The organism is Ureibacillus aquaedulcis, assembly GCF_030418165.1.
GTDB lineage: Bacteria > Bacillota > Bacilli > Bacillales_A > Planococcaceae > Ureibacillus > Ureibacillus aquaedulcis.
Genome location: NZ_JAUHTQ010000005.1, coordinates 1 through 12419, shown reverse-complemented (window position 1 = coordinate 12419; position 12419 = coordinate 1). Strand labels below are relative to the sequence as shown.

Here is a 12419-nt window from a genome sequence, read left to right as displayed (position 1 = left end):
GGAGGTTTAATATGGCATTAATGAACCCCACAAAGCTGGATGACTGGTTATCGCCGCACTCTAAAGAGTGGTACAAGCAACTAGGGGCCCTTGAAGGAAAGTACCTATATTCTTGGAACTCTTCACACTCAGAACCTAACGCCGAAACAATTTTTGATGAGGAAGTAGCTCGAATGATAGAAAACCAGAAAGTATTGGATATAGGATGCGGACATGGAGACTTCACAATTAAATGCAGTGAAATAGCAAAAAAAATAGTCGGTTTTGATATAACCGATGGATTCGTTCAAGTGGGTCTAGGCTTGGCAAATAAAAAACCTAATGTATCTTTTATTGTGGGAAATACGAAAGATGGATTACCTTTCAAGACCGACGAATTTGATTGTGCATACATAAGAAAGGGTCCAACCTCTGCCTATCCATATCTCAAAGGAATCGTGAAAGAAGGCGGCTGTGTAATTGGAATGCATCCTGGTGATGATTCGGGTAAGGAGCTAGCAGACCTATTTCCTAAATTGTTTGAACCTGTATATGGCACACCAATTTTAGAAACGATTAAAGAAAGATTGGCAAATAGCAATTTTTCTATCACAAGTTTGGAAGTCTTGAATAGTGTCGAATATATAGAATCCCCAATAGACGTATTAAAACTTCGCTGCTTTGGCCAAAAACCATCTATTTATAAGTTACTCTATGAAAAAAATCTATCGGAAGTAACGAATATCTTTGAACAGAATGCTACCAATGAGGGCTTGCCAATTACATTTTCGCGGTATTTGATCCGTGTAATTGTCTAATAGACTTGGATTTACTTTAAGAAATCTTCAGCTTAGGGACCAATACAAAAGGATTGGTTGTTCTCCGAAAACGACTTGATTTGCTGAATATCTAGCTCCTTTTTCATGAGTTCATAAAAAGACATAAGCGTATTATCCTCTAATCCACTTTTTTCTTTCATTTATCAATGAAAAAAGGGAACATACATTCGTTTGATGTGGTATGATATTGTAAAATGTGGGAGGGATAATATGGGGCAGCTTAATCTCAACATCAAGGAACGTATGGAGCATTATCAAGTAACTGGTTTAAGTGTATCTTTGATTCATAATGGTGAAATTAGTATGGTTGAAAATTATGGGTTGCAAGCAGCTGATACTTTGAAAAAAGTGGACAACGAATCGATTTTTGCTGCTTGTTCAATCAGTAAATTTGCAACAGCCATGCTGGTGATGAAGCTAGTGGAACAAGGAATTCTCGAATTAGATGAAGATGTCAATAAAAAACTCATATCATGGAAGGTCCCCAGCAATAACTTTACTGAGAAAAAATGTGTGACACTGCGAAATTTACTAAGTCATCAATCAGGCATCATTGATCCGGAAGAGAGTTTTATGGAACTAGATATAAATGATCGTGTTCCCACAATGGTTGAATTATTGGCAGGAAAGACCCGCTATTGTAAACATCCAATTGAAGTAGAGTATGAGCCAGAAAGCGATTTTCAATATTCGGATGCTGGTTTTTGTATTGTCCAGCTTTTAATAGAAGACGTGACAGGCAAGAGATTTGAAGAAGTAATGGAAGCATTGATCTTACAGCCATTACAAATGACAAATAGCACATTTGCATTAAGAAACCAAGATACGTTAGGTGAAGATGTCTCTTATGGCCATAACTATAATGAAAATTTACTGGAAAGCAGCTATCCTATTTATCCCTACCCCGCAGCTTCTGGATTGTGGACAACTTCAAAGGATCTATCCCAAATCGTTCTTGAGTTGATAAATGCTTTGAAAAATAAAAGTAAGCTCGGGATTTCTGTGGGGAAGGCAAATGAATTGATTCGCTCACAAGGTTGCAAGGAATGGACTGGGCTTGGCGTATTTCTGGATGGCTCTGATAAGGAATTAGAAATTTCATCACTAGGTTGGGGTGCAGGCTTTCAATCTATGTTGGTAGCCTTTCCATGGAAAGGAACAGGAATCGTCATCATGACAAACACTGATTTAGGCGTTCATCAAATGAAAGGCATTATTGGTGAACTCTATCACTCTTTCAACTAAACGTTAGAAAATAAAGAAACCCTTGGAAGGAGTTGACCAAGATGACAAAACCGCTTTTAAAGGGGATGGAAGGTGTTTTTATTCCAGTAAAAGACCCGAAGATTTCTGCCGAATGGTACGAAGAAATACTTGGCTTTCAACTGATTTATCTAGAAGAGGATGCTTGCGTTATGAGGATTCATGAACTATCCCAGACAGTCGTATGTCTTGTTCGTACAGAAAATCACCAACCATTGCAATTTCCAAAAAATGATTTTGGTGTTGGGAAATATTATAATTTCATCCCGGAGGATATCGATGAAACATACAAATCCCTGATTAACAAGAAGGTTCAAGTGAACAAAATCGATGGAGAAGGAACAAGTAGATTTTTTACCTTTTATGATCCCGATGGTAATCCCTTGGGTGTATGTCAATAAAAGCTTCCGTTATGAAAGCATTTCTTTTAGATAAGGGATGCTTTTTTATTTTTATAACAATAAAAAGTAAATAAAAATAAATAAAAATTTATTGCAAAACGATAAATTACATGTTAAATTCAACTAGACAATAATTCAGTGAGGTGTTTTTTATGGAACGAGGGTCAACACTCTTTTTAAAGATAGCTGTTATTCTTATGGGGCTGCCTGTTCTTGCCGTTTGCATTTTTTTGGTTCCGAATATAGCAAATTTCGCAGCAGAATTATATCCAGATTTTGCTTTTATAAAATATCTAGTTTTAATTGATATGTATGCGGCTGCAATACCGTTTTATTTTGCACTGTATCAGGCTTTTAAGCTTTTAAGTTATATTGATAAGAATAAGGCTTTCTCGCAAATCTCGGTTCAGGCATTAAAGAATATAAAATTCAGTGCCATTCTGATCAGTATCTTATATGTGGTAGGGATGCCGCTCTTTTATTTAATTGCAGAAAGAGATGACGCGCCAGGCATCATATTAATTGCAATGGTGTTTGTATTTGCTCCACTTGTAATCGCTGTGTTTGCTGCTGTTCTCCAAAGACTGCTGCAGGAAGCTATTAATATAAAATCAGAAAATGATTTAACGGTCTGAGGTGAAAACGATGGCAATTATAATCAATATTGACGTCATGTTGGCAAAAAGGAAAATGAGTGTAACCGAATTATCGGAAAGGGTAGGAATTACGATGGCCAACCTTTCCATCCTGAAAAATGGCAAGGCGAAAGCGATTCGTTTAACTACGCTTGAGGCGATTTGTAAGGCATTGGAATGCCAACCCGGAGATATTTTGGAATACAAAAATGAAGAAGCCAGTCAAGGGTAATCATGTGATGACGCAAACAAGTAAAACGGTTTATATATTATTGACCGATACGGGTACAGTTCTCACCAAGATCATCAAATGGTATACCAATGCACCCTATAACCACGTTTCAATTTGTTTTGACGATAAACTCGATGAAATATATAGCTTTGGACGGAAAAGACCACTCAATCCGCTCATAGCCGGTTTTGTAAGGGAAGATATATACCTTGGCACTTACCGGTATTTTGATAATACGAGATGCCTTTTACTAAAAATTGAGGTTTCATTAAGTGAATATCGTCGTATTCGAAAAGTGATTCAAGGCTTTAATCATAATAAAGACTTGTATTCATACAATTTACTGGGACTCTTTGGTGTGGCTATGCAATACCCAATCAGCCAAAAAAATAAATATTTCTGCTCCCAATTTGTTGCCGAGGTCTTTGAAAAGAGTGGCTTACATTTCTGGGATCTTCCATCTGCTCTAATTTCACCGAATCACTTTTTGATGCATCCGCGATTCGAATTAGTCTATGAAGGAAGTTTGTATGAGTATCCACTATTGGATCGCGGCTTGCTTTCAACCCCAGTCGTTAGTTCTGTTTATGCATATAAGCAACCCCTTGAACTTCTTAAAAAGAAACTAACTCTATAATTAAAACCTAAGCTGATCTCTCATTTCGGGATCAGCTTTTTGAATTTTTACAATAGATCCTGTCAAACATTAAGGAAGAAGTACATATAAGTGTAGAACATTACATTTTCACGCAGAGGGGAATTTATTGGATGTTAGATAGCGTCATTATTGGTGGAGGTCCATCAGGGTTAAATGCTTCACTTATTCTAGCGAGAGCAAAGAAAAACATCATCTTGTTTGATGAGGATAAACCTAGAAATGCGGTCACTCATGAATCGCATGGATTCATCACAAGGGATGGAATTACTCCATCCGAATTCAAAAAAATTGCGAAACAAGATTTAATGAAGTATCCAAATTTCAGACTTTACAATGAAAGAGCTATGGATATAAAAAAAGAGGCTGGATTTTTTTCCATCTATACAGAAAGCGGTAATGTTTATATTTCACGTAAGGTGATTTTATCTACAGGTTTAGTGGATGTGCTTCCGTCTATAGAAGGAATTCATGATTTTTATGGTACAAGTTTGTTCACCTGCCCGTTTTGCGATGGCTGGGAGCTAAAGGATCTGCCACTCGTCCTTATCACGGAAAATCCAAATGCATTCCATAAAATTAAATTGATCTATAATTGGAGCAGGGACCTGATTGTTTGTACGAATGGGAAGAACGCCCTTTCTAGGGAGCAGCGGGAATTATTATTATCGAAAAAAATCAAGGTAATAGAGGATCAGATAGCCACTTTACACGGTAGCGGGGGCAAATTAAAATCAATTCGCTTTAAAAACGGGAACGAAATTGAAAGGAAAGGAGGCTTCGTTGCTGCCGGTTTGAAACAAGCATCAACATTAGCCAAATCCCTAGGTTGTAAGCAGCTCCCAAATGGAGGAATTGAAATAGATCATTTCGGACGAACGAATATTGCAGGGGTCTATGCGAGCGGAGACATTTCACTATCCACCCCGTCTCAAGTCATAAATGCAGCTAGTGAGGGAAGTATTGCCGCAATGGGGGTCATTCATGATTTAGTAAATGAAGATTTTTAAAGGGTAGCCTAAAAATGGAAAAGCAGTAGATCTCAAAACTGAAGTCTACTGCTTTCCATATGGCTAAGTTTCCATATCTATGAGTAAAACGCTTAAGGCGTAGCAGACGGAATAATACCTTGAATAAGCAGGATAAAAAATACGAGTCCTATGACTAATAAGAGTAAGGAAGCTGCGAAAACTGGCCCTTTTTTGAAAATGAAAGGTTCCCTTTTTTGCATGATTCCTGTCCTTGCAGTCACTTCGGAAGAGGCCATATTGGAGATGATCCCACCGCCGCTAGTAAAGAATAAAATGATGACTGTAAAGGCTAACCCTGTGAAGAACATGACTTCAATCATCCTCACAGCAAAGATTGAAGCAACTAGAAATGCAACGAACAGCTCTATAATAAAGGCAACCGTCATGATTACTAGAAAATTTTTCCTCACAAATATCCCCCCTAAAAACAAAAACTACTATTTATAAATTTTACGTAACAGGACTGGTAAAAGTTTCATATTTCCAATGTATTATAGAATTCATAATTAATCAGAAAGTTGAATACCCTTCACACTGATTGGGCTTGTTGCATATTGTAATAACAGTCTAAAATGAGGGGAAGAAAAGCATGAGTACTGATATATTTCCTGCTCTATTGGCTGGTCCAATGATACGGCGTGTGGAACCTTCAAAAGCAATTATCTGGGTGGCGACGAGCAGGGAATTTGAGATAGCTGCAGATGTGTATGAAATTATTCAAAAAGGTGAAATTGATTGTTATTCAAAAAAATGCTCTATAACCGAAACAGAAACCATTCAATTTGGAATCAACCTCTATATTCACCTCATCAAAATTACCCCCACTTCAAACTCTTTTCCTACGAACCAATTAATTGGCTATAATTTATATTTCCAAAATCAGCAAGAAAGTTTTGATCTGGAAGATCTCGGCCTTCTTGCTCACTCGAACCCAAGTAAGATCGTCTATGATACTTTAAAGCTTCCAACCTTCTTTATTCCAGATGAAGCTTCGGAGTTTACAGCTAACTTCTTATTCGGCTCCTGTAGAAAGCAGCATGGTGAAGGGAAAGATATGTTAGCCCTCGGTGATCGTGTTATAGAAGAATATAATCGGGATCTGAATAATCGGCCAGGAGCACTCTTTTTAATGGGCGATCAAATTTATGCGGATAATGTAGCTGACCCGCTTTTTCGCCCTATTAACAAGCTGGGAAGAAGGTTGATGGGTGTGCAAGAGAGTTTGCCATCCATCGATAAACGTCTAGCAAACAACCCATTTAGCACGTCTTTGAATCGCATTAACGGAAGAAAAGAGATCATGAAGGACTTTGCAAAATTTTCATCACGAAATGCCTCGAATCATCTCATCGAGTTTGGTGAATTTACTGCAATGTATCTATTTTCCTGGAGTCCAGTTTTGTGGGAGGTATCTCAGGAGGAAAATCTTTTTGAATCGTTTGAAGAAGCATACAAAAGAGAGCGTTTTTATTTGAAGTTATCCCGGGGGACGGATAAGTTAAAACAACTAGAAAAAGCACAATTGCAAATGAGGTATATCGAACAGGAAAAGCTAATTGCTGATTGCCACTCTGCAACTTACAAGATTAGAAGATTGTTCGCCAATACCCCGACTTACATGATTTTTGACGATCATGACATGACAGATGATTGGAATATCAATGCGTACTGGAAAACGAAGGTTCAAGAATCTCCCTTGGGAAAACATATTATAGCAAATGGTTTGTCAGCCTATTTTGCATTTCAAGGGTGGGGAAATGAGCCAGAGAACTTCAGCAGCGAATTCACTTGCAAAATAACAAAGTATTTCCGAGGTTTACACAGTGGTCAGATGATGGCTAATTACGAGGAATGGATTAATTTACTATGGAACCATCAGCCATGGCATTTTGTAACGCCGACAATCCCGAAAGCTGTATTTCTTGATACCAGAACATTAAGAGCGTATGAGGATCAGCCAAAAATAACTTCTTTTGAGCAACCATTCGAAGATAGTTCACCCCCTCCTCAGTTAATAAATGAACAAGAATATAAGGAATTGACGAAACAACTAAAGGAAAGTGGCTGGAAAAGAGGAGATTTTCTTATTATCGTGTCACCAACACCAGTAATAGGATTTGATTTGATTGAAAAGTGGATCGTACAATTTCTTCCCATACTCGAAAAACTGGGAGCACATGTCCAGACAATTTTTGATGTAGAGGCATGGAGATACAATGGGAAAGGTCTTACGAATTTTTTGAAGCAATTAACAGAGTGGTGTCCCAAAAATCCAGTCATTCTTTCGGGGGATGTCCATTACAGTTTTTCGGTCAGCTCTCGATTTACTTTTACAGATAGGAATGAGATGGATATAAAGCAAATTACGTCAAGTCCCATAAAAAATATGAGCTTCAAAAATCTCGGAATGCTCATGAAGGTAACAGCAGCACTCAGTCAGGCATTGCAGCAAACTGGAACCATTTATCGCTATTGTGATAGCTCTTACCTGATTCATGATGCAGATAAAGATTCCTTCTCCGAGAAGGATTTCATATGGGAAGAGCAACTATTATATGAACAAATAGCGGGCACTTCTATTATAGAAACGGATAATACATTAGGCTACCTTTCCTATTCAACTAATCGTGTTGAAAATAAGTTTTTGAAGTAAGGATAGGCAATCGAGTAGTCAAGTTTGTCTACAATCCTTTAAATACTTTAAAGATGGATGGTTCCACCTGTTCAGTTGTCCATTCCTAAATCAGATGAATTTTGTTAAATAAGAAAAGTGAAGTGATAGTTCTTAAAAATTATTCGGATGTTACACTCTAATCCTCAAACGGGGAGAAAGGCTAAACAATAACCTATCTGTTCTGGAAAAGTCAGTTTCAAGGACTTCTTTAGGGCAGTTTTTTAAAATCAGCAAAATAGAAATTTCGGTTTATCAAATAATTATTAATGATGTTTATTTTTGACCGTACATTTTCAAAATGCATTATTATAAATTCCTTAGAAAACTAATAATTTACATAACACAAAACTTTGTTTATTTTTAGAATATTAGTACTTTAGACTGTGATATAATAACTATTTGACTATGGGGCACTGGTGGTTTAAAATTTTTCGATATACATTATTTAATTTCATAGTAATAGAAGAAATTTATAAAATCTTTTAGTGGCGAGAATTTGAAATTAAAGAATGCATTAGGAGACATACTACATGGTGTATGAATGCACTGAATCTATAGCAATTGAGGTAAAGGAATAATGTCAATTTTAATCGGAATTTTAGGGTTAGCGGCTGTTTTTGGCCTGGCGTATTTACTGAGTAACGACAAGAAGGCAATCGACTACAAAGCAGTTGGAATTATGTTGGTTATGCAAGTCGTACTAACAATCATCATGTTCAAAACAACTATCGGTTTAACAGTGATCGAGGCAATAGGAAATGGTTTTTCCAAGGTCATTGAAATTGGCCGTGAAGGTGTTTTCTTTGTAGTAGGGGGCTGGGTGCCTGATGGTAATTCGGTATTCTTTATAAATGTTCTACTTATTATTATCTTCACTTCGATGCTGCTTTCTGTTTTAACTTACTTACGAATTTTGCCTATTATTATTAAATATTTAGGTGGTTTCCTTTCCAAGATAACAGGCTTATCAAGTGTAACAACCTTCCATGCAATCAATAATATTTTCTTTGGTCAATCAGAAGGACTTTTGGCCATCAAATCCCATATTCATAAGATGACTAATAATAATCTATTTGTTATTTCTGTTTCTTCAATGGCATCAGTATCTGCTTCAATTATGGCTTCTTACATAACAATGCTACCTGCAAAATACGTCTTGGGGGCAATGACATTAAATGCCTTATCCGCATTGATAATTGGAATTATTATTGCACCTGAGCGAAATACTGCCAAAAATGAAGTGATCGATACTAAGGACGCTTCATCTGCAAAATCTATATTTGAATCTATTTCAATTGGTGCTTTGGATGGTGGGAAAGTCGCGTTGATAGTTGCAGCGATGTTAATTGCATATGTTGGTTTAATGGCTGTAATTGATGCAGGTTTCAATGCAGTACTGGGGTTAACCTTTACTGAAATTTTAGGGTATGTATTCTCTCCAGTCGCATGGCTGATGGGCGTACCATCAAGCGAAATTTTAGTAGCTGGCCAAGCAATGGGGACGAAACTGGCAACGAATGAATTTGTTGCGATGCTCCAATTCGTTGAACACATTCCATCCCTTTCTGATAAAACAGTGGGTGTTGTATCTGTATTTTTAATTAGCTTTGCTAACTTTAGCTCGATCGGAATCATTAGTGGTTCAATGCAGGCGATTAATGGCGAAAAAGCCTCAGCTGTTTCGAAGTTTGGTCTTAAAATGCTATTAGCCGCTACAATGGTGTCGATGTTAACAGCTACATTAGTAGGTTTGTTCATTTAAAATTAACTACATGCTCTTTCTTGAGAAGTAGAGCAAATTTGAGAAGAAAAAGTACCTTATTTGAAATCCGTAATGGACTTCGAGTAAGGTACTTTTATTTAAATTATTTTTCAACAACAGGTGACTTGAATTTACCGACGATGGCACCAATCATGATGCCGACAATTGCCGGAAGAACCCAGCCCACTCCCTGTTCATATAAAGGAATGAAGCTCAATGTGCTTGACCATGTATTGTTTAATAGTGCGGTATTGATTGTATCGATAATGCTGAAGATGGCCGTAAAAACAATGCCATAAAGGTAAATTAAATGATTTGCGAAGCGGTTCAGCAACCCTAGCAGGATTAGCACAATAGCCAATGGATAGATGGCACCTAAAATAGGCACGGAAATCGCCAATATTTGATTCAATCCCAAGTTCGCAATAATAAAGCTGATAACTGCAACGACTGTTGCCCATGGCTTATAAGATAAAAACGGCATTAAACGCGAGAAATATTCTCCACATGAAATGACCAGGCTAATCGATACACATAAACAAGCTACTGTAAACAAGGCACCTAAAAGAATAATGCCCGCCTGTCCAAACAATTCGTTCATCACTAATGTTAAAACATTGGCACCGTTATCCAATTGTTCCAATGCGGAAACAGAAGCGCCAAGATACGTCAGGATGCTGTAAATGATTGCTAATAAAATCCCCGCACCCAATCCTGCAAATAGCATATATTTTGAAAGAATCGAATTATCCTTAACGCCTTTCAAGCGAATCGTATTCACCACAACAATTCCATAAACAAGTGCTGCTAATGCATCCATCGTTAAATAGCCGTCCAGGAAACCTTGGAAGAATGAATTGTTTGCATAAATTTCGATTGGTGTTGCAAATGACTCAACGGGCGTGAAAATTGCTTTCACAAAGATGATGGCAATCAATATTAATAAAATCGGTGTTAATAGTTTACCGAATCGATCCACAAGCTTTGAGGGTGAAAGACTTAAATACAAGACTAACGCAAAAAAGACCAGTGTATAGATGAACAACATGAACGGGCTGCTTGATAACGTATCCGGCAAGATTGGTTTGATGCTCATTTCAAAGGCAACTGTACCTGCACGGGGAATGGCTAATCCCGGTCCGATTGATAAATAAATTAAAAATGGAAATACCAGTGCAAACCATGGATGCACCCGTGTTGATAAGGTATTTAAACTTCCTGCTTTCCCTACAGCAATTACCCCCAGGATCGGCAGGCCTACCGCTGTAATAATAAATCCAGCGAGCGAAATCCACATTTCAGAACCCGCGGCATTCCCTAAAAAGGCAGGAAAGATCAGGTTTCCTGCTCCAAAGAACATGGAAAATAACATAAAAACAATAAATAATAATTCTTTCGATGATAGTGTATTCATAGCTGACTCCTTTTTGTATACAATTCAATGATTATAACAACATTAAAAAGTTAAATCCATAACAATTGAAATAGTGGGAATGTTAAATGTATTAGGAATTTTAGGATTTAACCATGAAACTTCTACCTATTTTCACAACAAATAAAGGAGCCCAAAATATAGAATTTGAGCTCCTTGATCTATTAAGCTATTTGACTAATAGTGCGACTGCAATATTTCGTCCGGGTGTTGATAAATATTTTCCGTTTGCATAAAGACCGCTTGATGCACCGCCATCTAGATTCATGGCATCAGTAGCACCAAGTTGTTTCATGATGGAAGCTAGTTGTTCGACAGTTGCTCCAGAGGTTGCAACAAAAATTAATTGGCGATTTTTAAGTATGCCAACTGCACTTCTTGCACCTGGGGAGCTTAATATTTTGTGGCTTGTAAATCCTTCGGAAATCGGATTCACTGTTATGGAACCATTGGTCACTAGGCGCGGGCCTACCTGGATTGCTTCTTCAACATGCCCTTGATTGTATAGCTCTTTAACCTTCGCTCCCGGCAATATTCCAATATCACCGTCTTTTGTATAATAGAACGTTGAAAACTTGGGATCGAATTCTTGAATTTTCTTTCCATTCATAACAAGGGCATTATAAACTGTACGAACAGAATTATTTGTATAAGCATCAAAATAGTTTGCGTTAATGGCTACTTTTGCATTATGGTTTTTTGCAATGGATGCCAAGGTACCGACAGATCCCATTTTATTATTAGCAACCTCGACGTGAAGAGTAGTATTCGGTGCCAATAAATTTACGGAAACAGTATTTACAGAGAAGTTTTTACCACCAACTGCTACTGATTTTTTTGCGACTTGAACTTTTGGCTTTTTCACAATTGCTTCACGGAAAACAGGGATTGTGTATAAGGAACTATTAACCGTGAATTCAACTTGTTGTTTCTCATTATTCCATTTTATGGGTGTATTGAATAAAAATCCGATTTCTCTTACCGGAACATAGACAGTGCTGTTAATGATTTTTGGCTGTGAATCCATTTGTCTAACAACTTGCCCATTTTCTTGTATTAACTTGCTTCCGACAGTTAATGTATACTGATGGTTAACCATCACCACTTTCTTTTTATTATTCCATTCAACAGGAACCTTAAAAGTGTCCGAAACTGTCCGAAGGGGAATTAAAGTTCGATTTGTACCACCCTCAATGACGCCAAATGAGCTGGCATTTGCTTGGGAATTAACGAAAATTCCAAACAGAAAAAAGAATAATAGACTTATTAGTGCTTTTTTGGGCATATGCATTTTCTCCTATGAATTAATGACTACTATTTACAATTATACTAGTTTGAGCCAAAATGTTAAGAGTTAATCAACGCTTTATGGGGTATATTCTCTTTCATTATAGAATCTCGACAGAGTATAATAGATATGAGTAATATAGATTGTTTTCATGAAGTCATTTAGCAGGAGAACATAAGATGCAAACTCTTAAAGAGAAAATTAAATTAAAACACCTAATGATCGGGT

At 37.1% G+C, this 12419-nt stretch carries 12 protein-coding genes; 9 read left to right on the top strand and 3 right to left on the bottom strand.

The window, feature by feature from the left end; translation table 11 throughout:
- Nucleotides 1-11: 11 nt before the first annotated feature.
- From QYB95_RS08450 to QYB95_RS08420, 7 genes are all read left to right on the top strand, one after another.
- Nucleotides 12-797 carry a class I SAM-dependent methyltransferase gene (locus QYB95_RS08450; RefSeq protein WP_301137906.1) on the top strand — a complete coding sequence of 262 codons (786 nt, stop codon included), beginning with the start codon at nt 12-14 and terminating at the stop codon, nt 795-797.
- Nucleotides 798-1028: 231 nt separating this feature from the next.
- Entirely contained in the window at nt 1029-2063 is a 1035-nt protein-coding gene (locus QYB95_RS08445; protein WP_301137905.1) for a serine hydrolase domain-containing protein, read from the top strand.
- 41 nt (nt 2064-2104) lie between these two features.
- Nucleotides 2105-2482 carry a VOC family protein gene (locus tag QYB95_RS08440; protein WP_301137903.1) on the top strand — a complete coding sequence of 126 codons (378 nt, stop codon included), beginning with the start codon at nt 2105-2107 and terminating at the stop codon, nt 2480-2482.
- A gap of 152 nt (nt 2483-2634) precedes the next feature.
- On the top strand, nt 2635-3117 hold the full coding sequence (locus QYB95_RS08435) for a DUF2975 domain-containing protein (RefSeq protein ID WP_301137902.1): 483 nt from the start codon (nt 2635-2637) through the stop codon (nt 3115-3117).
- Between the two features lie 10 nt (nt 3118-3127).
- The gene (locus tag QYB95_RS08430) at nt 3128-3349 is read left to right on the top strand and encodes a helix-turn-helix domain-containing protein (RefSeq protein WP_301137901.1); all 222 of its coding nucleotides are present in this window, start codon (nt 3128-3130) and stop codon (nt 3347-3349) included.
- Entirely contained in the window at nt 3327-3986 is a 660-nt protein-coding gene (locus QYB95_RS08425; protein WP_345783711.1) for a C40 family peptidase, read from the top strand. Before QYB95_RS08430 ends, QYB95_RS08425 begins: the two co-directional genes overlap by 23 nt.
- A 131-nt stretch (nt 3987-4117) precedes the next feature.
- Nucleotides 4118-5014 (top strand): NAD(P)/FAD-dependent oxidoreductase, encoded by an 897-nt coding sequence (locus QYB95_RS08420; protein WP_301137899.1) that lies wholly within the window; start codon nt 4118-4120, stop codon nt 5012-5014.
- 92 nt (nt 5015-5106) lie between these two features.
- Here QYB95_RS08420 and QYB95_RS08415 read toward each other — a convergent pair whose 3' ends face one another.
- The gene (locus QYB95_RS08415) at nt 5107-5445 is read right to left on the bottom strand and encodes a hypothetical protein (RefSeq protein ID WP_301137898.1); all 339 of its coding nucleotides are present in this window, start codon (nt 5443-5445) and stop codon (nt 5107-5109) included.
- Nucleotides 5446-5624: 179 nt separating this feature from the next.
- Here QYB95_RS08415 and QYB95_RS08410 point away from each other — a divergent pair, with 179 nt between their 5' ends.
- Together QYB95_RS08410 and QYB95_RS08405 are read left to right on the top strand one after the other, a co-directional pair.
- Nucleotides 5625-7688: a metallophosphoesterase family protein gene (locus QYB95_RS08410; RefSeq protein ID WP_301137897.1), complete on the top strand. Its 2064-nt coding sequence runs from the start codon at nt 5625-5627 to the stop codon at nt 7686-7688.
- A 598-nt stretch (nt 7689-8286) separates the two neighbouring features.
- Nucleotides 8287-9471, top strand: coding sequence for a NupC/NupG family nucleoside CNT transporter (locus tag QYB95_RS08405; protein WP_301137896.1), 1185 nt, complete (start codon nt 8287-8289; stop codon nt 9469-9471).
- A 103-nt stretch (nt 9472-9574) separates the two neighbouring features.
- On the opposite strand, the gene brnQ is transcribed toward QYB95_RS08405, so the two are convergent.
- Nucleotides 9575-10885: a branched-chain amino acid transport system II carrier protein gene (gene brnQ, locus QYB95_RS08400; protein WP_301137894.1), complete on the bottom strand. Its 1311-nt coding sequence runs from the start codon at nt 10883-10885 to the stop codon at nt 9575-9577.
- A gap of 187 nt (nt 10886-11072) precedes the next feature.
- Nucleotides 11073-12188: a phosphodiester glycosidase family protein gene (locus QYB95_RS08395; protein WP_301137893.1), complete on the bottom strand. Its 1116-nt coding sequence runs from the start codon at nt 12186-12188 to the stop codon at nt 11073-11075.
- Nucleotides 12189-12419: the final 231 nt, after the last annotated feature.

Coding starts and splice junctions, on each gene's coding strand:
- QYB95_RS08430 (WP_301137901.1), top strand. CDS start 3,128: ATGGCAATTATAATCAATATTGACGTCATGTTGGCAAAAAGGAAAATG.
- QYB95_RS08445 (WP_301137905.1), top strand. CDS start 1,029: ATGGGGCAGCTTAATCTCAACATCAAGGAACGTATGGAGCATTATCAA.
- QYB95_RS08440 (WP_301137903.1), top strand. CDS start 2,105: ATGACAAAACCGCTTTTAAAGGGGATGGAAGGTGTTTTTATTCCAGTA.
- brnQ (WP_301137894.1), bottom strand. CDS start 10,885: ATGAATACACTATCATCGAAAGAATTATTATTTATTGTTTTTATGTTA.
- QYB95_RS08405 (WP_301137896.1), top strand. CDS start 8,287: ATGTCAATTTTAATCGGAATTTTAGGGTTAGCGGCTGTTTTTGGCCTG.
- QYB95_RS08450 (WP_301137906.1), top strand. CDS start 12: ATGGCATTAATGAACCCCACAAAGCTGGATGACTGGTTATCGCCGCAC.
- QYB95_RS08410 (WP_301137897.1), top strand. CDS start 5,625: ATGAGTACTGATATATTTCCTGCTCTATTGGCTGGTCCAATGATACGG.
- QYB95_RS08420 (WP_301137899.1), top strand. CDS start 4,118: ATGTTAGATAGCGTCATTATTGGTGGAGGTCCATCAGGGTTAAATGCT.
- QYB95_RS08425 (WP_345783711.1), top strand. CDS start 3,327: ATGAAGAAGCCAGTCAAGGGTAATCATGTGATGACGCAAACAAGTAAA.
- QYB95_RS08435 (WP_301137902.1), top strand. CDS start 2,635: ATGGAACGAGGGTCAACACTCTTTTTAAAGATAGCTGTTATTCTTATG.
- QYB95_RS08395 (WP_301137893.1), bottom strand. CDS start 12,188: ATGCCCAAAAAAGCACTAATAAGTCTATTATTCTTTTTTCTGTTTGGA.